This is a genomic window from Tardiphaga sp. 285_C5_N1_2 (assembly GCF_052076065.1).
GTDB lineage: Bacteria > Pseudomonadota > Alphaproteobacteria > Rhizobiales > Xanthobacteraceae > Tardiphaga > Tardiphaga robiniae.
The window spans coordinates 4,530,737-4,550,726 of the sequence record NZ_CP197241.1 but is presented as its reverse complement, the minus strand read 5'-3'; the positions used below and the strand labels follow the sequence as shown (position 1 = coordinate 4,550,726).

The window sequence follows — 19,990 nt, the reverse complement described above, 5'->3', positions numbered from 1 at the left end:
CCCTCTGTCTGAGTGAACCTGGTGCGCAGTTATCCCGACTTATCGCCACCGTCCCACGGCCGCATTGGCCAATCACGAGGCCGCTGCCGTGACACCCCTTGAGCAAGTCGATCACCGCATGCGCGTGCTTGCCGCACGCATCCATGCGCCCGAGGAGCTGCTGCCGGGGTATCGGCATGTCGATTCCGGCCGTGCGCTGATCGAGCATGACGGGCACTTCCACTACATGTTCGTCGAATGCGGCGAGCGATACGACATGCGGACCACCGACGATCTAGATGAGCTGATGTACTGGGCTTTCGAGACCATCACCTCGGCGATGGCCGGAACCTATGAACTCATGCACCGCAATTCCAACGCCGACGATATCAGGCGCCTGCGTTTTGCGCATCAGCTCGCATTGCTGGGCCGGCTTGATCCTGCATGGGCGGATCGCTGCCGCGCCGGACTCGACAATATCCTCTCGCGTCATCCTTATGTCGACGGGCGTTGATCGGCATGCATCGCTCGGAAGCAGGGGTGATGTGAGCAATGGGCGGCGCGACAGGCTTCGCTATGTCGGGCGATCCCAAAACAGGCCAATTGCTCTCATTGGCGGTGTCGCGACGGTCACCGGATGTGACGCTCCGCCAGCCACCAGTAAGCGAGCGCCGCAACGCTTCCGCCGCACGCCGCTGCGCCGATCAGCCCCCATTCGGTCGGCGGCGACGAGCCAACGGAGGCGCTGATGCCGAAGAAGCCGCCGCCGGTGATGGCGCCGCCGATCATGCACATCGCGGGCGACATGATCCCGGCCCATCGCGCCAGGAGGATTCCAGGCACGGCGATAAAAACGGTGGCCTTGAACGAACCCGCCACGCCGAAAACGAGAGTCAGCAGAGCCGTCGTGACGACCGCGCCGAGATGCGCGGCGAGTCCGCCGGTGGGCCGAAGGCTGAGCTGCAGCAGAATTCCCATGGCCAAAGGCGCGATGATAATCGCCGCGATCAGGCCGACGATCATGCGCCCGATGTCGATCAGGCATCGCGAGACGCGGGACATCGGTGGTGCGGGAATGGGAGGCCTCGGAGGCATGACGCTTGGAATGTGCCGCTTCCAGACATCAAGCCATGTCAGCGCCGCCCCGTCATATTGCGCTCAATTCTTTCGATACGCGCTTCAGAGCCTTCTGGCCGTACGGAGCGAGTTGAGCGTGCATCTTGAAGTCAGCCAATGCCTCTCGCAGACTGCGTTTCATCTCCCGCGCCATGCCGCGGTTGTAATAGGCTTTGGTATCTTTCGGATCGAGCAGGATCGCCTGATCGTAGTCCGCGATGGCCCGATCGAGGTCACCCCTGCCCCTCCAGGCGCTGCCGCGGTTGTAGTAGGCTTCAGCATCTTTCGGATCGAGTTGGATCGCCTGGTCGAAGTCCACGATGGCCCGGTTGAAGTCGCCCTTGGCGCCCCAGGCGCTGCCACGGTTGGCGTAGGCGAGCCCTGATTTCGGATCGAGCTGGATCGCCTGGTTATAGTCCGCGATGGCCCGATCGAATTTTCCGCTGTGGTACCAAGCGTTGCCGCGATTGTTGTAGGCAGACGGATAGGTCGGATCGATCCGCATCGACTCGTTGTAATCCGCCATGGCGTGGGTGAGGTCGCCCTGTGCCCGGTACGCCCCGCCGCGACGCGCATAGACCCGCGCGAGGCTTCGACCCGTGTATTGGTGCGAGTCGATGGTGCGCGTGCACCCCGCGACCGCGAGGTCATCCGACAGCTTTATGCAGGAATCCGACTCGTCTGCGGCGGCCACTCCCGGCAACCCGGCGAGAAGCACCACGCCCATGCATGCGAACAACCGGTATGTTGAGAAGCGCATCTGCATCGCATGTGGTCTCCGCACGTTGTCCGGAGCAGCCGGGATACCCGACCGCCATTCCCCGGACGCTCATTTGTCCCTTGGTCGGGGTCGCAGATCAAATAGTTCATCAGCGATGATTGGATCCTCGGTTTCCGCTTCGGGTCATTGTTCGGGACCGGAAAGGGCAGCAGATCGAACGGCTTCGGTCCAGCAGCGACGAGTTCGGGCGCCTCGCTTGAGCTCGCGCTGATCGGCGTCCAGGCAATCATTTTTGAATGAAAACTGCACGTCCGCGCGTCGATTGCACAAGAAGCCAAGGAAAACTCAACGGCAATTCAAGGTGCCTACAAGGCTTTCCGGCCCGTCCGCGCGCATTCTGGCAGTGCTTTCAGGAGCAAGGCCACGGATGGCCCGAACAATCGGAGGAAAGTCATGAGGATTATCGTCATGGGCGGTACGGGTCTCATCGGACACACACGAACCCTTGCTGCGGGTGCACGTCCATGACCAAGCCTCACGATCGTTCGAATGACCCGGCAGCCGCATCTGAGGCGCCCCAGGAAACTCCGTCCCATGCCGAGCGGCCTTCTGCCGGTGCGGAGATGTCCCGCGTGCTCGGGACCACACCATTTCATATGGCTTTGGATTCCTCCGGTGCCGGAATCACCCACTGGAAACATGAGCCATTGCACGACGTCGTCGAGCCCATGACCCATCACGTCATCATGGCTTACAACGGTTCGATGCAGCGCATGGAGCGGCGGTCGGGAAGATCGGTTGCGATTGGAACGTTTCGCCCCGGTGTTGTGATCATCATTCCGGAAGGATCAAGCTCCCGATGGGATATTCCGAAACCTGTTGATGTCGTTCAGCTCTATCTTCCGCACAGAATACTCGAGCGCGTTGCCCACGAAGCCGACATCGCCGCTCCTGGCGACCTTCTGGAGCGAACGGCGCATCCCGATCCCATCACATCGCGGTTGCTCATAAGTGCGGCGGACGTCCTGGAGGGCAATGCGGCCCTGGATGCCCTGTTCAGGCTGCAAGTGACGGATCTTCTGGCCACGCGCCTGCTGGCTGCGCACACCGGCGCGCCAACCACGTTCCAGCAGACCATGGGCGGGCTGGCGCCGAAGACGCTGCTACGTGCCATCGAACGTTTGCGCTCGGACAGCGATACGGACGTCTCTCTCTCCGCCCTGGCCTCGGATGCCGGCCTGTCGCGCTTTCACTTCTGCCGTGCCTTCAAGGAAAGCACCGGGCTTTCGCCACATGCCTGGTTGCGCCAACACCGGCTCGAGCAGGCCATGAACATGCTGCGCGACACCGACGCATCGGTCGTGTCGGTGGCAGCGGCGCTTGGTTATGCCTCGCAGACAGCCTTCGCAGCGGCGTTCAGGAAGCTGACCGGCGAAAGTCCAAGCGATTGGCGACGACGGACGCGTTAGCCGCAATCTCTCGACAGGTACGACAATCGCTCTGGGGCAGTTGCAGATCCGATCAGCTAGATCATCACCGTGCCCACGCCAATAACGGACGGAGACAGACAATGGCCTGGAAGACCTTCGTCGACCCACTTGCAATGATACCGCGACGGAGAGTCGTCACGAGCTCTCTGATATATGGACTTTCACTGACCATTCGACTGACGACATCGACGGGCGAAGAAGCCGAGAAGCCAGCGCAGACCGCGCAAGACAGCACCCCTTCGTTGTCCATTATCGTGAGCGACGACATCCAGGCTTTGAATGACCGGCCGCTGACGTTCGCTCAGCCGATCATCTTTCACCGTGACCGGCCGCTGGTTCCGCGAATCTGCCGCGCCGAATGTGAACGTCCCATGCAACTGGCGTCGATGCTGGATTGTACCCCTCCATAGGGGCTCACCTCGTCGTTTCCCTTCTTCGCGTCATCGTTGATCGCAACAAATTTGCCGCAGGTGCGAAGCGGCGGCGGTGACGCGCGTACTGCCGAGCAACTTAAACCCAAGGAGAACATCACATGCGAATAGTCATCATAGGCGCCGGCTTCGCCGGCATGTACGCCGCATTGTCCGCAGCCCGCCTGCGCGACATCAAGGGCGTTTCGCCCGAAGAGCTCGAGATCGCGCTGGTCGCACCTGAGCCGACACTGGTCATTCGCCCGCGGCTCTATGAGCCGAAGCCCGAAACCTTGACGGCGCCTTTGCTGGATGTCCTCAAGGCCGTCGACGTCGTCTATATCAAAGGCAGCGCCGAGACGATCGACACCGCATCCCGCACGGTGCAGGTCGCGACCGCCAACAATAAGCGACAGTCGCTCTCCTACGATCGGCTGGTCGTCGCGACCGGAAGCCGGTTGTTCCGTCCGAATATTCCCGGTCTTGCCGAGCATGGCTTCAGCGTCGACAATCTCGACGATGCGATCGCGCTCGACAAGCATCTGCACGGCCTGGCTAACCGGCCGGCGTCGAGCGGACGCGACACCATCGTTGTAGCCGGCGGCGGCTTCACGGGAATTGAAGCAGCGACCGAAATCCCGGCGCGGCTTCGCACGATCCTCGGCAAGGATGCCAAGCCGCGCGTCATTATTGTCGAACGAAACAGTGCGATCGCCCCCGACATGGGCGAGGGTCCGCGTCCCATCATCGAGGAGGCGCTGCGCAAGCTCGGTGTGGAGACCCGGCTCGGTGCCGGCGTTGCCTCGCTGGATGCATCCGGGATCACACTGTCCGACGGCGAACGTATCGAAACCGAGACCGTGATCTGGGCGGCAGGCATTCGCGCCGCTCCGCTGACCACGCAGATCCCCGCCGAGCGCGACAATTTCGGCCGGCTGCTGGTCGACCGGGATTTGCGCGTACCCTCGGTGCCTGGCGTCTTCGCCACCGGTGACGCTGCCAGGGCAGCCAGCGACGATGTTGGCAATTACGCGCTGATGTCGTGCCAGCATGCGACGCGGATGGGCGCCTTTGCCGGCAACAATGCCGCCGCCGAATTGTTGCGCATGGCGACCAGGCCATATCACCAGAAGGGTTACGTCACCTGTCTTGACCTCGGTGAAGCCGGCGCACTGTTCACGCGCGGCTGGGATCGCAAGGTCGAGATGGTTGGCGACGTCGCCAAGAAGACCAAGAAGGAAATCAACACCGTCTGGATTTATCCGCCGAAGCCCGAGCGTGCCGCCGCTCTCGCCTCGGCCGATCCGGAGCATGTGACCGAAGTCTAGCCCCTCACACAAGAAAGGACCGTGCTCCATGCAGGAGCGCGGCCAGCTCTCGCAACCGATCAACCAGGAGGACCCACAGATGACACAGACGATTCAAGCAACTCGGAAAGACACTCAGCAAAATACCCAGAAGGAGAAACACATGAACCTTGATACGACATCAGCCCCCGTCAAGTCGGGGCGTAACGAACTGGTCCCCTCGCGCTATGCGGTGAAGATCGGCGACATCGACGTGCTGGTGGTCAGCGATGGCGTGTTGCCACTCCCAACCTCCATGTTGGGACATAACGCAGACCCCGCCGTCCGGGCCGCCTGGATGCGCGACATGTTCCTGCCGCCGGACGCTTTCGACTGGCCGCTGAACGTGGTCGTCGTGCAGAGTGGCGAGCAGACCATTCTTGTCGACGCCGGGCTGGGATTGGACCCGGACCTGCATTTGCCGCGGGCCGGACAACTGATCCAGCGATTGGCAGCTGCCGAGATCGATCTCGCATGCGTCACCGATATCGTGCTGACGCACTTGCATATGGACCATATCGGCGGACTTCTCGTCGAAGGGGTGAAGGATCAATTGCGTTCGGATCTGCGGATCCACGTCGCTGCCGCCGAGGTCGAATTCTGGAAAGCGCCCGATTTCTCTCACACCCAAATGCCGCCCGGATTCCCGGACGCGCTGCGGGCAACCGCCAAGCGGTTCATGGCCGAATATGGAAAGCATTTTCGGACATTCACGGACGAGCACGAACTGGCGCCGGGAGTCATCGTGCGTCGGACCGGCGGCCACACGCCCGGACACAGTGTCGTCCGCCTGGCATCCGGCGGTGACGCGCTGACCTTCGCCGGCGACGCCGTGTTCACGGTCGGGTTTGACCAACCCGATTGGCACAACGGTTTCGAGCACGACCCCGAAGAAGCGGCGCGCGTTCGGACCCGTCTGTTGCGGGAGCTGGCGGCAACAGGCGAATTGTTGGTCGCGACCCATCTGCCATTCCCGTCCGCCGGTCACGTGGCGATCGATGGCGATGCGTTTCGCTGGGTTCCGATCTCCTGGGACTACTGATCGTTTGCCGGGTTAGGACCGGGGCGCGTTCTCTTCGCTAATGAGTGCGCGCCCTGGTTTTAGCAGCGCCGATTCAGAAGGACTGCAGAGTTGTGGGGCCAAGCCGCGTCATCTTGGCAAGAAGGAGATTGAAAATGCAGAGTGAAAAGGTCGTGATTGTGACGGGCGGCAGCTCCGGCATAGGGAGGGCGGCGGCGCTGCGCTTCGCAAGGGAAGGCAACAAGGTGTTCGTAACGGGTCGTCGCCTAGGCCCAATTGAAGAAACGATTGCTGAGCATGCGAACATAGCCGGCATGGTGGCGGATGCAGCCTCCGCCGAAGATGCCAAGCGCACAATCGCCAGGACGGTCGATCTTTGGGGCAGGGTTGATGCCTTGGTCAACAACGCGGGCGCAGGTGCCATCCTTCCGCTGGCAGACGCGACAGCCGATCGGATCATGGACATTTTTTCCGTCAATGTGCTCGGCCCAAGTCTCCTCGCCTCTGCTGCTCTTCCTCACCTAAGGGCGACACGGGGGACGATCGTTAATGTCTCGAGCACTTTCGGTCACAAGCCGGTGGCTGGACTGTCTCATTACGCCGCCAGCAAGGCGGCCTTGGAGCAATTGACCCGCTGCTGGGCGCTGGAGCTTGCACCACTCGGCATACGCGTGAACGCCGTGGCGGCAGGGCCCACGGAATCAGGCGCGTTGACTGGCATGATGGGGCTCTCCCTGGAACAGGCTGCGGCAATCAAGGAACAGGAGCGTGCGCGCATACCGCTCGGGCGGCGCGGCGTTCCTGACGATCTGGCGGAATGGATCGTGAGGCTTTCGAGTCCCGCTTCGGAATGGATGACGGGCCAGGTTGTTGCTGTTGATGGCGGTCTGGGACTGGCTTAGTTGCAGTTAGCGTTGCGGGTAAACGTGAGCCAGTCGCAAAAGCACGAAGCTGCTAGCTTGTGTTTTCGAATGATGCATCGATCAGAAGAAAGGCGGTCCGCAATTGGGCAGACCGCCTCCTTTATTCAGGGCTTGAACGTGAAGTCCGGCCCGAGCGCGACGTCAGCCGGAATGGGTGGCAGATCGGCGAATAGTTCGGGATGCTTCTTCATGACGTTCAGCATCGGCTTGGCGTCGATGTTCTTGTTGACGTCGAATGTCGCCTTCAGCACGCCCAGCCGCTGCAGCCGGTCCTGCGCGCTCCAGAGTGCCTTGTAGCTGTTGGCCGAAAGACGTCGATCAAGCTGCTGGACATTAAACTCCATTGCGGCTTCGGCGATCTCTGGCTTCAGGCCCGGAATCCAGCGGGTGCCGATCTGGGCGGCGGCCTTGGGATTTTTGCGCATCCACTGGTCGGCCTGTGAGGTCGCGGCCAGGAATTTCTCCGTCGATTCCGGATTTTTCTCGACCCAGGACCGAAGCGAGACGACATAGCCGAGATAGGCGATGACATCACCGCCGCGGATCACTTCGAAGGCGCCGGGGACGTCCTTCTGCGCGATGATCGGCCACGGATCCCAGCCGGAAAACGCATCGATGCCCTTGGCGAGCAGCGCGACCGTCATATCCGGTGGCGGCGTGTTGACCAGCTGGACGTCGTCGGGCTTGAGCCCCGCCTTTTCCAGCAGTGCCAGGATATAGAGATGGTTGATGGTGCCGAAGGAGGTCGCAATCTTCTTGCCCTTGAGGCTCTTGAGGTCACCCTTGACGATGCCCGATCCCTCACGGGCAATGATCGCCATTGTCGCATCCGAACCGGACTTGGTGGCGCTGCCGCTGTAATTGCCGAGCGCTACGAGATCCATGCCGCGCAACACGGCGCCGATCATCGGAACGCCGACCTGCAGGATCTCGGTCTCGCCAGCCTGCAGCGCGTTCAGCGCATCAACGCCGGTCGCGTAGGGGCGCGCAATGGTGACATCGAGACCCTGCTTCTCGAAGTAACCGCGCTCCAGCGCCACCGGGATCGCCAGCATGTCGATGGCGCTGACCATGCCGACATTCAGTTTCGTCAATGTCTGCGATTGTGCGGGCACGCAAGCCAGCATCACGGCAGTTAAGGCCCATAATATGCGTTTCAAAATCAGTCCTCCTCCTTGATTGGCCCCACGCTCGTGACCCAGTAAGGCCGGGCAACCGCGTTGAGGTCCGTTCGTTTCACACCCCTTAATCCGATGGAATGATCGTCGGCTCCGGCGATCCGCCCATACTTCTGAAACGCCAGAACGTGAAAACGCTCCGGCGTAAACGGCATATCGATCTGGATATTGACCTTGTCGGACGCGCCGGCGAGCTCCTTGGAGATCTTGCCCGGCGCCTCGATGCTCAGCCAGCCCTGAAACGCGGCCCACAGGGCAACGACAGCGAGCACCACACGCCCGCGTGTCGAACGAATGACATCTCGCGCGATGCTCATGCGGCCCGCACCATTTGCAGCACCTGCGCCGACAGACGCTTGAACGTTTCATCTTCGATCAGTTGATCCCAGACGCGCGGACGCGGAAGATCGACCTTGATCTGATCGAGCACGCGGCCCTTGGACAGCACGACGACGCGGTTCGCAAGAAACACGGCTTCGGCAACATCGTGTGTGATGAAAATGACGGTCGGCTTGCGCTCCTGCCAGATCCGCGTCAGCTCTTCCTGCAGTGTCATGCGGGTCTGTGCATCGACGCTGGCGAACGGCTCGTCCATCAGCAGCACGGCCGGATTGTTGGCCAGCGCGCGGACGACGCCGACGCGCTGCTGCATGCCGCCGGACAGTTCATTCGGGTAGCGATCCGCGGCATGCGAGAGGCCGGCGAGCGCGAGATATTCCCGCGCGGTCCGGTCGCGCTCGTCCTTCGGCACGCCCCGCATTTTCGGGCCGAAGCCGACATTCTCCAGCACCGTCTTCCACGGGAAGAGGGCGAACGACTGGAAAACAACGCCGCGATCCGGACCCGGTCCCTTGACGAGACTGCCGTCGATCAGGATTTCACCACCCGTATAGGGGATGAAGCCCGCGATCATGTTCAGGATCGTCGTCTTTCCGCAACCGGAGGGACCAACGACGGAGACGAATTCGCCTTGCTCGACATCAAGCGAGACGTCGTGGACGGCGGTGACCTGCGATCCCGCATAGGGATCGAAATAGGTCTTGCGAAGATTTTTCAGCGACAGTGTTTTCATGACGTAACCAATCCCCACCGCTGGCCCGTTGCGCGCTCGATCGGCGCAAGGATCCAGGCATCGACGATGTACCAAAGAGTGCCGAGAACGATCATGCCGAGCAGGATCTCGACCGTTGAGCCGGCACGACGTGCATCGAACATCATGAATCCGATGCCGCTGGTGCCGACGATGATCTCCACCGCGATCAGCGCGCGCCAGCCATAGCCGAGGCCATTACGCAGGCCGGTGATGATGTTCGGCAATGCACCGGGCAGTGTCACTTCCCACAGCACCCGCATCGGCGAAGCGCCGAGGCTCTGGGCGGCACGTGCGAGATCGCGATGTACCGACTGCACGCCGAGCACGGTGCTCAGCACGATCGGAAACAGCACGGTGTAGACGATGACGAACGTCATGGTGGTGAGGCCGAAGCCGAACCAGATCAGCAGGATCGGCAGCCACGCAATATCGCCGATGGCTTGAAAGAACAGCAGCACCGGCCAGCAGATGCGATGTGCGAGGCGGCTGGAGCCGATCAGGATGCCGAGCGGAATACCCAGCGCGACGCCGATGGTTGCGCCGAACAGCAGCCGGATCAGACTGTCCTGCAGATAGTCCGGCAAAATTCCCTTGTAGGTGAGGGAGATGAACGACCGCATCACATCCACCGGCGCCGGGAAGAAGGCGCGCGGAAACATGCCTGAATTGGCGACAATGCTCCAGATCGCCACCACGGGAATAAATGGCACGATGGTCGCGATAATCGGCCACCGATGCGTCGCGCGCACGTAACCGCTCCAGAATTTCAGTGCAATGTTCATGTGCGCCTCACCAGTCCCCATCGCTCGATCGTCGCGCGTTCCAGCGGAACGAGCAGCAACCGGTCGATGAATAGCCACAACACGCCGATGACGATCATGCCGAGCACGATCACTTCGGTGCGATAGAAGTCACGGGCAACGAACAGCATGTAGCCAAGTCCGACATTGGTCGCGATCATCTCCGCCGCGATCAGGCCGCGCCACGCGAAGCCGAGCCCGGTGCGCACGCCTGTCACGATATTGGGGAGCGCACCCGGCAGCAGCACTTCGGTGAGCAAGGCCCATCGTCCGGCACCGAGCGAGGCGGCGGCATTGCGGATCGTCATCGGAATGGTGGAGACACCAAGCAGCGTGTTGTAGGCGACCACAAAGAAGACGGCGTTGAAGATCACGAAGATGATGGCGCCGAAGCCGTAGCCGAACCACAATGTCGCGATCGGTATCCAGGCGATGCCGGCAAGCACAGAGAAGAAGCGAAACAGCGGCGTCAGAAATGCCGAGACCGCAGGGCTCACGCCCATGGCGATGCCAAGCGGAACGGCGACGAGCACGCCGAGAAACGTGCCCAGTCCCACACGCAGCATGCTCGCGCCGATGTGGCGGATGAGCGAGCCATCGCCGATCGCGGCAACCGCTGCTTCCGCCACCGAGCCGACCGAGGGAAAAATCCGCGGATTGACATTGAACAGCGGGACCACGATCGCCCAGATGGCGACGAGCACCAGCAAGGGCGCCACGAACAAGGCTGCGCCCACCAGCGAGTTCATGCCGCGCCAGGCGACGCGTGACCGCACTTTTTGACCGGGCGCAACGAGCACGCGACCTCCCTTTGACCAGCGTTCTGGCCGCTTTGTTTTTATCTGCGAGGCTCTCGGCTACGCAGTTTAGTACTCAAATCTCGTCTGCGAACGGCGGCACTTCGCCGCCGCCTGATCACGTCACGGCATATCCGCCGTCGATGACGAGGATCGTCCCCGTCACAAAAGAAGCCGTCGGCGAGCACAGATAGAGCACGCCGCCCAGAAGGTCCGACGGCTTGCCCCAACGGCCCAACGGCGTGCGCCCCAGAATGACCTGACTGCGTTCCGGGCTGGCCTGCAGATCGGTCGTCAACGGCGTGGCGATCCAGCCCGGCGCGATCGCGTTGACGCGAATGCCGTCATTCGCATAGGCGATCGCCAGCGATTTCGTCAGTTGTGCAATACCGCCCTTGCTGGCGGCATAACCGGGAACGAGACCGCCGCCGAAGAACGACAGCATGGATGCCAGATTGACGATCGCGCCCTTGGAGCGTGCCAGCAGCGGCCGCGCGGCGGCGCACATCCGCATGGTGCCGTTGAGATTGATATCGACGACCGACTGGAAAACCGCGGGGTCGAGTTCTTCGCTGCGACGAATGACGCCGGCGCAATTGACGATCACGTCGAGCTCGCCGAGCGAGCCGACAAGGGACTTGATCGCGCTGTCGTCGCGAACGTCGAGCTGATGCGCCTGAGCCTCGCGCAACACCGAATCCGAACGTGCCCGCTCGATCTCCGCAGCATTCACGCCGGTCGCGATGACCTCCGCGCCGGCCTCAACGAAGCCGCGCGCGAGGCCCGCGCCGATCCCTGACGTTCCGCCCGTCACCAGCACGCGTTTTCCCGCGTACCAGATCGACGCCCATGCGGCCGACGGAATCTCCTCGATCATGTTGGCACCGTCTGCCATCAGCGCACGAACTGGTCGACGTAGTCACGGCCAAGGCCGACGGACTCGTAGTGGGCGCGGCACATATCGATCTTGGTGAAGACGTCCTCATAGCCGACGTGCTTGTTATTCTCATCGAGATATAGCATCGATCCCTGGATGTTGAAGAAGGTGATCATTTCCGGAACGTCCTCTGGGACGATCAGCGTGTGGATCTCACCCGGAGGCTCGAACACGTAGGAGCCTTCCGTCGCCACCCACTGGTGTTCGCGGTAGAACCACTTGCCGCGCAACACGAAGCCATGCACCGGATTGGGATGCAGATGCCGCGATAATACGCCGGCGCGTCGCACGCGCAGCAGATTGCACCACTGCCCCTGTCGTGTGTTCAGCATCAGCGGACGAAACCAGACATCCGGCGCCTGCGGCACCCAGACGCGCTCGTCCTCGGGAATAGCGACGACGGCGATTTCCGGTGATGCAAGGACGTGCGTCGATCCAATCATGTCACGATACATGGGGCTTCCTCTTTCTTTTTTTCGCCGTCGCGGTTGAGACCCGCGTTATGCCTTCAGGCGGCGCAGTCGCGCGACGCTTCGAGAGCTTGAATTGCGTGTAGCCGAGCACCTGCTCCATGGCGGTCTTGGCCTTCTTTGCATCGCCGGCGGCGATCGCGCGCGCGGCGGCCGCGTGGTTTGGCAGATTGTCTTCGAACCAGCCGGGGCTGCCGACCGCGACAAGAAACACCGCGCTCAGAATGGTATCGATGGCGCCGCGAAAACCCTGCAACACGGGGTTATGCGTCGCATCTAGAATGGCGAGGTGGAATGCCTTGTCCGCCTTGATGGCGCTTTCCTGATCGTGCGAGGTTTCCATGCCGACGAGTGCGGCCTCGATGCGCAACCTGTCCTGCTTGGTGCTCCGCGTTGCCGCGAGCGCGGCTGCTGCCGGCTCGATGATCAGTCGGACTTCCTGAATCGCCATCAGAAGATCGCGGTCCGGTTCGCCGCCGCCGACCAGCCATCCCAGCACATCGCGATCGAGCAGGCTCCAGTCGCGGCGCGGCAAGACGTGCGTACCGTAACGCGGACGGACGCTGACCATTCCTTTCGCAGCGAGGGTCTTGATCGCTTCCCGGATGACGCCGCGCCCGACACCGAAGCGCGCCTCCAGTTCCGGCTCCGGGGGGAGGGTTGCGCCAATCGGGATAATATCCTGCGCGATTTCGCAGCCGAGCGTGGTCAAGACCGAGTTGATACGGCCTGGCTTGCTTCCCCGCTCCAGCGATTTCGTAGGACTTCGTGCCACGAGTGTTCTTTCCCCGCTTGTTTCCTCAGTGGCGTATCTCACGTTTTCAGAGCGAATGCAATCATCCGATGTTTAACATCGGATGATTGATTTGCGGCGCACAATGCTTTGTCCGATCGCAATTTGAGTTTGAAATTCATGGCAAAGCGGTCGCGATAGATGGCCGGCCGCCGGCGCGCGGCCGGTTGTTTTTCCGGGAACGAGTTTGGCTGTTCCACCGTTTTCAGAGACACCGGGCCGGTTCGGTTACAGCAGGACCGGTTCTCCTTGGCTCGTGAAAATCAGGAGAAAGCAAATGATGTCCGAAACTCAAGTCCACACCATCGCCCGGCAGATGCTTGATCGGCACGGCCCCGTGGCCATCGCTCATGCCGCTCAGAATGCACTGACATGCGAGCAAAAAGGTCAGGTGGAAGAAGCAAACGAGTGGCGCCACGTGAAGGATGCCATGAAAATCATGCAAGGCCCGCATCAGAGCTGAGGTTGCGATGCCGCCTTCCGAATGCGCGCAGTGCCGTCCGTAGTGTCGTGGCGGGAATGGCGCCTTGATGTCCTGCGATGCGGCGAACTCCCTCCGATGTCAGAGTGAAGAATCATGAATCACGAAGACTTGGAACTGATTTGAACCAGATCAGACAATTGATACTTGATGAATTGTCCAGCTGACCTGAGCGCCAACCTTGCGTCTGTAAGACCGCCATTCCACAGAGGCCACGCATGGATCATATCGGGCCATACCTCCAATGTCGTCGCGACGTTGGCTATTGCGGCAGCCTCCGCGAAACGCGTCGAGTCTGCGAGCAAAGTTTCGGCTGACCCGACCTGAATGAGTGTTGGTGGAAATCCGATGAGGTTCGAGAACAGCGGAGACAGAAACGGGCTCCTGCGGTCGAGCGATGCCGGAGCAAAGGCGTCAGCCAGTTCCTCAAGGTAGCCACGGTGGATGATCGGATCGATCTGATCCTTGCTTTGTAGCGTCGTCCCGGACATTGAAAGATCGGTCCAGGGCGAAATAAGCCAAGCGCATGCCGGCGACTCTTCATTGGCTCCGCGCAAAGCGTTGATGAGGGTAATTGTTAGATTGCCGCCAGCGCTGTCACCGCCAACTACGATATTGCTGGCGTCTATGCCCTGCTGGCGCAGATATCGCCAAGCGCTCATCGCGTCGTCGTGAGCGGCAGGAAACGGGTTTTCCGGCGCGAGCCGATAGTCAATCGCCAGGGTGCTTATGCCAGCAGCCCGCCCCGCCTCTGTCACGAGGCGTCGATGACTGAGGATTGATCCCGAACAAAAACCGCCGCCATGAAAATACAGAAGCACGCGCGTCGTATCTGCCCCCGGTGAGAAGGACCATTCCCCCGCGACATTTCCGCAATCGACAGTCCGCAGCTCGACATCGTCGGCCACCGGCCAGATCGACCCGACTTCGTCAAGTCGCTGCCGGCGCTGATCCCACCCGACCGGGCGGGGCTTTGACAACAGTACCGCGCGAATATTCGCAATCCCACTTTCGGCCAAGGATACTTTCCCCCGAAAATTCGTGAAAATTGAGCGGCAATTTCAAAACTTCGCAGAAGCAAGTCTAGAGGGAACGCGGGGATTGCGCCAGCAGCGGACAATTCCGCATAATTCTGAATCTGACATCGCGTGGCGCTCGGCGCCCACTTGTAATTCGCCAGTCGTGCTTAACTAGAGCGAGGGCTGTTCTTCACAAAGTGGAGGATGCTGCAATGCGTGAACCAAATCCTGAAAAGCTGAACGCACTCGTAGGAAAGCTGGTCAACGACCTCGGCATTTCACTTGGCGGTGCCAGTATACTGCTCGGCGATCGTCTCGGCCTCTACAAGGCAATGGCGAATGGAGATATCTTCACGCCGTCGGCGCTTGCCAAGAAGACCGGCCTGCATGAGCGTTATGTCCGCGAGTGGCTCTCCGGCCAAGCCGCCTCTGGTTACATCGATTATCACCCTGAAAAAAACGCGTTCTCGCTCTCGGCCGAACAAGCGATGGCATTCGCCGAGGAGGGGTCGCCAGCTTTCTTCGCCGGTGCATTCGATGTCGTACAGTCCACCTATCTCGACGAACCCAAGGTTGCCGAAGCATTTCGAACAGGGAAGGGCGTTGGCTGGCATGAGCATTCGAAGTGCCTATTCTCGGGCACCGAACGCTTCTTCAGGCCGGGCTACAACGCCAATCTGGTTTCGAACTGGATTCCGACGCTCGAAGGCGTCGAAGCCAAACTGAAAGCTGGCGCCAAGGTGGCCGATGTCGGATGCGGCCACGGCGCCTCGACCATCGTGATGGCGCAGGCGTACCCCAAATCCAGGTTCTTCGGGTTTGATTACCACAAACCTTCGATCGATCGCGCGAAGGTCCTGGCCCAGGAAGCGGGGGTCGGAGACCGAATTGAATTCGCGCAGGCCAGTGCCAAGGATTTTCCGGCAAAAGACTACGATCTCGTCGCTTTCTTCGATTGCCTGCATGACATGGGCGACCCCGTTGGTGCGGGCAAGCATGTCAAGGAAACACTGGCCAAAGACGGATCGTGGATGATCGTCGAGCCATTTGCTCATGACAATCTCAAGGATAATCTCAACCCGATCGGGTCCATTTTCTATCACGCCTCGACATTCATTTGTACGCCTGCGTCGCTCTCTCAGGAGGTGGGCTTGGGGCTCGGTGCCCAGGCAGGTGAAAGCAAATTGCGTCAGGTCGCGACTGAGGCAGGATTCAAGCGCTTTCGCCGCGCGACTGAGACGCCTTTCAATATGATCTTCGAAGTGCGCGCTTGATCGATCAGATCGACGGTGCGGAGCGACCCGGATGCCGCGGGAAATGCGGCTTCTAGGGGCTGCGTCGCTCTGGATTGATGTCACCTGTCGACAGGAGCGCTGCAGATTCGAAAAGGAGCCGCTGCAAAAATCTCTCGAAAGTGTAGTTCAGAGTAAGTTGACCGCCACAAAGGTCTTGTCTCGCTCATGGCAAGCGGCCGACATCGTCCGTTACCGATTGTCGGTTTGGCACCAGAAGCGGACGTGAGCTATCTTAATGTCGCAAGGGATTGCCGCATGCGTGAGCGGCTTCAAATCGACCAATTGGATACCCGGCACCGATGTTGCGGTCGAGCAGCTCGTCGATGTGCGACACGATGCCGATTACATGTGACACTCGTAGGATAGATCGATTCCAGGATAATATACTTGGGACGGGCGTTGCACATTGTTGGCGTTAAGCCAGTTTCACGCACATGAGCTTCGCGTCATCCTTCCTTTCTGCAAGACCTATTGAGACGATTAACGAGATTATGGCTGAAGTAGACGAAGGCACTCGGCTAGATGGAGCAGTCGTCACGAGCCACGCGCGAGAGCACTCTGTAATCCGTAAGAATACCGGATAGTTAGAGTTCTGCTCTGCCCTTCATCTTCAGATTGCACGCTCGACGCGCTTAATCATGGCCTCAGAGCATTATTGTCGAACTTGAGTTACGGCAGCAGGGCTGTCCTTCAGATGAATCCTGAGCGAACATTTACGCAATAGCTTTCCCTATCACGCGCTGCATTTTGTCCCCACCTGGGGATTGCGCAAAATTCGCTCGATCGACACGCTCGGTGTCAGCGATCTCCGGTTGTCGAGGGGATAGCTAGGATCATGCATCTATGTTCAGCGCGAAGCGTAGTCGCGTTAGAAGCGCGACATCATCATGGAGCGGCAATCATGGCACTGATCAATGGTACACCAGGTGACGACATTCTGGACGGAACCCCAGTTGCGGATACGATCAATGGGCTCCCGGGTAATGACACTCTCTCAGGCCTCGGCGGTGATGACACGATCAACGGTGGAGCCGGTAACGACTCGATCGATGGTGGCGTCGACAACGACACCTTGAACGGCAACGCGGGAGACGACTCCATTCTCGGAGGAGACGGAAACGACCAGATCAGTGGCGGCGCTGGCATTGATACGATCGACGGTGGCGCTGGAGATGATACGGCTAGCGGCGACGCGGGGGACGATACGATCAATGGCGGCTCAGGGAATGATGATCTCTCCGGCAACGCCGGGGCGGATACGATCGATGGCGGCGACGGAAATGACAACGTCGACGGCGGTGCTGGAAATGACGTCCTCTCGGGGGGCGCAGGCGATGATACACTCGCAGGCGCTGCTGGCGATGACACATTGAATGGTGGTGATGGTGCTGACGTCCTGTCTGGCGGGGTGGGCGATGATACCATCAATGGTGATGCCGGCGACGATACCCTGACCGGCGGGCTCGGCAATGACACGCTGGAAGGCGGCGACGGCAATGATACCGCCAGTGGCGGCCTGGGTGATGATACGGTGAATGGCGGTCTCGGTGATGACACACTGAATGGCGGTGCCGGTAACGACACCATGAACGGAGGCGATGGTATCGACACCCTCAATGGCGATGACGGGAACGATATCATGAACGGCGACGCCGGAAACGACACACTTAATGGTGGAGCGGGCGACGACGTCATGGATGGCGGTGCGGGTAACGACCTGCTGGCAGGTGACGCCGGTGACGACACAATCGAAGGCGGCGCTGGCGATGACGTCGCTAGTGGTGGCGACGGGGCAGACGAACTGTCCGGTGGCACCGGCGTCGATACGTTAAACGGCGATGCAGGCGACGATACGCTTGCCGGCGGCAATGGAGCGGATGCGCTTGAAGGCGGCGACGGTGACGATACGCTGGCCGGCGGTGCAGGAAATGACACGCTCAACGGCGCGGCGGGCGACGATGAGCTGAGCGGCGGTAACGGCGCTGACGCGATGAACGGCGGTATCGGTGATGACGTGCTTACAGGAGGCGCCGGAACCGACGCGATCAACGCTGGCGATGGTACGGGCGCGGACTTCGGTGATGACGAAGTTACCGATCTTAGTTTCGCTGACGGTGACACCATCAGCATCGATGCGGCGCCTGGCTATGACCCGACAACGGTGGTCGTCGACGACGATGGTACCAATACCACGCTGGATTTCGGCTTCGGAACCATCACCCTCGATGGCATTACGGGCGGAGGAACCCCCTATGCCTCGATCGAGGACATAAATAACGCAGCGGGTTACACCGCTATCGAAGTTGTCTGATTATTGACGACGTAGGGCGGCACGTTGCCGCCCTACGCATTCTGCGCAATTAGGCAGTCACTATGCGTCTGGCTCACTCGGCCCGAGCAGAATCTGTTGTCAGCGCCGTTCCAGGGCGAACCACGCTCGTGTGGGTCGTCGTCTTCAGCGTGTCGGCCAACATCCTTCTGCTTGTGTTACCCTTCTACTCCATCGAGGTCTTCGACCGGGTCATCAGCAGCGGAAGCATCGAGACTCTCATCGGCCTGACCTCCCTCGGAATTGCGGCGTTGATCTTCAGCGCCTTCTTCGACGTCATTCGATTTCGATTGCTCAGCCGGTTCGCCGTCACCTTCGAACAGCGCATCGCACCGCTCATCCTGGAGGCAACCATTGCCGATCCGGCGCGACGCCGCGAAGGCTCGACGCATGATCTGGTGAAAGTTCGGGAGCTACGGAACTTCTTTTCAGGCGGCGCTGTCATTACGTTGGTCGATGCCCCGTTTCTTCCCGTCTTCATACTTATCCTCTTTCTCATCCATCCCTACTACGGCGCTATTGCGCTGACTGGCGCGGTCGTTCTGTCGATCATGGGATATGTGAGTAGCTGTATTGCCCGGGCGGAGGTCAATGAAGCGAGCGGTGCGGCCGCACGTTGTCAGATGCTAATGGATGGCATCGTACGACACGGCAACTTCATCAGGGCCATGGGCTGGACTGGAGGCGCCATCCACGCCTTCATGCGCGCCAATGATGAGGCGTTATCTCCTGTCGTTCGCGCCAGCGAACGGGTCGCCGCGATCGCATCGGCGGCACGCATGGTGAGGTCTACTCTGCAAGTTCTATCTATCGGATGTGGTGCCTGGCTTGTACTGCAAAACGAGGTACTCGCCGGCAGCCTGATCGCGAGCTCGATCATGGTCAGCCGAACCCTGCAACCGATGGAGAGCCTTATCTCTGCCTGGCGCGGGGTGACCGCGGCGCAGGAGGCATGGAAACGCGTCAGCGCCGCGGCGACATGGGTGTTGAAGCAACCTCATCGGACCCGCCTCACTGCCCCAAATGGCTTACTGGAACTCAATGGTGTCGGCTTCACCATTCCGCAGGCGAGACGTTCGATCCTGAGAGGTATTGCCTTCCGATGCAGGCCCAGCGAGATCGTCGTGGTCGTTGGTCCGACCGGCGCGGGCAAGTCCACTCTCTTGCGGATGGCGGCCGCCTTGGAGAAGCCCAGCGTCGGTGAAATCCGGCTCGACAACGCGTTGCTGGAGAGCTGGCACCCCGATCAGCTCGGAAGCTACATCGGCTATCTTCCTCAGGATGTCGAATTGCTCGCCGGTACCGTTGCTGAAGCGATCTCGGGATTTGAGGAGAGCCCGCGCGACGAAGATATCGTCATGGCGGCAACTCTGGCTGGCGCGCATCAGATGATTCTGGCACTGCCGGCCGGGTATCAAACGCAGATCGGTCGCGACGGTCATCGCCTCTCTGGTGGCCAGCGACAGCGCATCGGCTTGGCACGAGCCTTCTTCGGCAACCGTAAACTGATACTGCTCGACGAGCCCAACGCAAATCTCGATCCGGATGGCGAGGCAGCGCTGTGCACTGCGATATTGAGCGCACGATCGCAGGGCGCAACCTTCCTGATCGTGACCCACCGGCCACGCCTCCTGACGATTGCGGATCACGTATTGCTGCTCCGCGACGGCACGCAGGTCGCCTTCGGTCCCGTTTCGGAAGTTCTACCCAGCAACACAGCGGGGCTCCCTTCACGCCGGGGTCCGCGTCAGCCCGAGCGCCCGCAACTGCTATCTGGCTAGGAGCAGGAATT

21 protein-coding genes are annotated in these 19,990 nt (G+C 60.6%); 10 read left to right on the top strand and 11 right to left on the bottom strand.

The window, feature by feature from the left end; genetic code table 11:
• Positions 1-88 precede the first annotated feature (88 nt).
• Complete coding sequence (locus tag AB7951_RS21470; protein WP_439062401.1) at positions 89-493, top strand: Imm63 family immunity protein; 405 nt, start codon at positions 89-91, stop codon at positions 491-493.
• 116 nt (positions 494-609) lie between these two features.
• On the opposite strand, the gene AB7951_RS21465 is transcribed toward AB7951_RS21470, so the two are convergent.
• Positions 610-1,041: a hypothetical protein gene (locus AB7951_RS21465; RefSeq protein ID WP_439062402.1), complete on the bottom strand. Its 432-nt coding sequence runs from the start codon at positions 1,039-1,041 to the stop codon at positions 610-612.
• Between the two features lie 85 nt (positions 1,042-1,126).
• Positions 1,127-1,861 carry a tetratricopeptide repeat protein gene (locus tag AB7951_RS21460; protein WP_439068755.1) on the bottom strand — a complete coding sequence of 245 codons (735 nt, stop codon included), beginning with the start codon at positions 1,859-1,861 and terminating at the stop codon, positions 1,127-1,129.
• Between the two features lie 479 nt (positions 1,862-2,340).
• On the opposite strand from AB7951_RS21460, the gene AB7951_RS21455 reads away from it, so the two are divergent.
• From AB7951_RS21455 to AB7951_RS21435, 5 genes are all read left to right on the top strand, one after another.
• Complete coding sequence (locus AB7951_RS21455) at positions 2,341-3,285, top strand: helix-turn-helix domain-containing protein (RefSeq protein ID WP_439062717.1); 945 nt, start codon at positions 2,341-2,343, stop codon at positions 3,283-3,285.
• Between the two features lie 101 nt (positions 3,286-3,386).
• A complete protein-coding gene (locus AB7951_RS21450) occupies positions 3,387-3,716 on the top strand; it encodes a hypothetical protein (RefSeq protein ID WP_184513934.1) in 330 nt (109 codons plus the stop codon).
• A gap of 122 nt (positions 3,717-3,838) precedes the next feature.
• Positions 3,839-5,044 (top strand): NAD(P)/FAD-dependent oxidoreductase, encoded by a 1,206-nt coding sequence (locus tag AB7951_RS21445; RefSeq protein ID WP_439062404.1) that lies wholly within the window; start codon positions 3,839-3,841, stop codon positions 5,042-5,044.
• Between the two features lie 142 nt (positions 5,045-5,186).
• On the top strand, positions 5,187-6,104 hold the full coding sequence (locus tag AB7951_RS21440) for an MBL fold metallo-hydrolase (RefSeq protein WP_120288666.1): 918 nt from the start codon (positions 5,187-5,189) through the stop codon (positions 6,102-6,104).
• A gap of 134 nt (positions 6,105-6,238) precedes the next feature.
• Positions 6,239-6,985 (top strand): SDR family NAD(P)-dependent oxidoreductase, encoded by a 747-nt coding sequence (locus tag AB7951_RS21435; protein WP_439062405.1) that lies wholly within the window; start codon positions 6,239-6,241, stop codon positions 6,983-6,985.
• A gap of 125 nt (positions 6,986-7,110) precedes the next feature.
• Here AB7951_RS21435 and AB7951_RS21430 read toward each other — a convergent pair whose 3' ends face one another.
• The 8 genes from AB7951_RS21430 to AB7951_RS21395 form a co-directional block, all read right to left on the bottom strand.
• Positions 7,111-8,166 carry an ABC transporter substrate-binding protein gene (locus AB7951_RS21430; protein WP_093759258.1) on the bottom strand — a complete coding sequence of 352 codons (1,056 nt, stop codon included), beginning with the start codon at positions 8,164-8,166 and terminating at the stop codon, positions 7,111-7,113.
• 2 nt (positions 8,167-8,168) lie between these two features.
• Positions 8,169-8,501, bottom strand: coding sequence for a hypothetical protein (locus tag AB7951_RS21425; protein WP_439062406.1), 333 nt, complete (start codon positions 8,499-8,501; stop codon positions 8,169-8,171).
• The gene (locus AB7951_RS21420; RefSeq protein WP_439062407.1) at positions 8,498-9,256 is read right to left on the bottom strand and encodes an ABC transporter ATP-binding protein; all 759 of its coding nucleotides are present in this window, start codon (positions 9,254-9,256) and stop codon (positions 8,498-8,500) included. The genes AB7951_RS21425 and AB7951_RS21420 overlap by 4 nt, the downstream gene beginning before the upstream one ends.
• Positions 9,253-10,059, bottom strand: a complete 807-nt coding sequence (locus AB7951_RS21415; protein WP_184513946.1) for an ABC transporter permease — start codon at positions 10,057-10,059, stop codon at positions 9,253-9,255. The genes AB7951_RS21420 and AB7951_RS21415 overlap by 4 nt, the downstream gene beginning before the upstream one ends.
• Complete coding sequence (locus AB7951_RS21410) at positions 10,056-10,877, bottom strand: ABC transporter permease (RefSeq protein ID WP_309947350.1); 822 nt, start codon at positions 10,875-10,877, stop codon at positions 10,056-10,058. The genes AB7951_RS21415 and AB7951_RS21410 overlap by 4 nt, the downstream gene beginning before the upstream one ends.
• 115 nt (positions 10,878-10,992) lie before the next feature.
• Complete coding sequence (locus AB7951_RS21405; RefSeq protein ID WP_439062408.1) at positions 10,993-11,769, bottom strand: SDR family NAD(P)-dependent oxidoreductase; 777 nt, start codon at positions 11,767-11,769, stop codon at positions 10,993-10,995.
• The gene (locus tag AB7951_RS21400; RefSeq protein WP_244628405.1) at positions 11,769-12,266 is read right to left on the bottom strand and encodes a 2,4'-dihydroxyacetophenone dioxygenase family protein; all 498 of its coding nucleotides are present in this window, start codon (positions 12,264-12,266) and stop codon (positions 11,769-11,771) included. The genes AB7951_RS21405 and AB7951_RS21400 overlap by 1 nt, the downstream gene beginning before the upstream one ends.
• Positions 12,256-13,056, bottom strand: a complete 801-nt coding sequence (locus AB7951_RS21395; RefSeq protein WP_439057420.1) for a FadR/GntR family transcriptional regulator — start codon at positions 13,054-13,056, stop codon at positions 12,256-12,258. Before AB7951_RS21395 ends, AB7951_RS21400 begins: the two co-directional genes overlap by 11 nt.
• A 295-nt stretch (positions 13,057-13,351) precedes the next feature.
• Between AB7951_RS21395 and AB7951_RS21390 the strand changes: the two genes are divergently transcribed.
• Complete coding sequence (locus AB7951_RS21390) at positions 13,352-13,537, top strand: hypothetical protein (protein WP_439062409.1); 186 nt, start codon at positions 13,352-13,354, stop codon at positions 13,535-13,537.
• Positions 13,538-13,656: 119 nt separating this feature from the next.
• Here AB7951_RS21390 and AB7951_RS21385 read toward each other — a convergent pair whose 3' ends face one another.
• Positions 13,657-14,574, bottom strand: coding sequence for an alpha/beta hydrolase (locus tag AB7951_RS21385; RefSeq protein WP_439057423.1), 918 nt, complete (start codon positions 14,572-14,574; stop codon positions 13,657-13,659).
• Positions 14,575-14,786: 212 nt separating this feature from the next.
• Here AB7951_RS21385 and AB7951_RS21380 point away from each other — a divergent pair, with 212 nt between their 5' ends.
• The 3 genes from AB7951_RS21380 to AB7951_RS21370 all read left to right on the top strand — a co-directional run bounded on the left by AB7951_RS21380 (position 14,787) and on the right by AB7951_RS21370 (position 19,979).
• On the top strand, positions 14,787-15,848 hold the full coding sequence (locus AB7951_RS21380) for a class I SAM-dependent methyltransferase (RefSeq protein WP_439060437.1): 1,062 nt from the start codon (positions 14,787-14,789) through the stop codon (positions 15,846-15,848).
• A 922-nt stretch (positions 15,849-16,770) separates the two neighbouring features.
• Complete coding sequence (locus tag AB7951_RS21375) at positions 16,771-18,180, top strand: calcium-binding protein (protein ID WP_439057424.1); 1,410 nt, start codon at positions 16,771-16,773, stop codon at positions 18,178-18,180.
• Between the two features lie 62 nt (positions 18,181-18,242).
• On the top strand, positions 18,243-19,979 hold the full coding sequence (locus tag AB7951_RS21370; protein WP_210269197.1) for a type I secretion system permease/ATPase: 1,737 nt from the start codon (positions 18,243-18,245) through the stop codon (positions 19,977-19,979).
• The last annotated feature ends 11 nt before the right edge of the window (positions 19,980-19,990 follow it).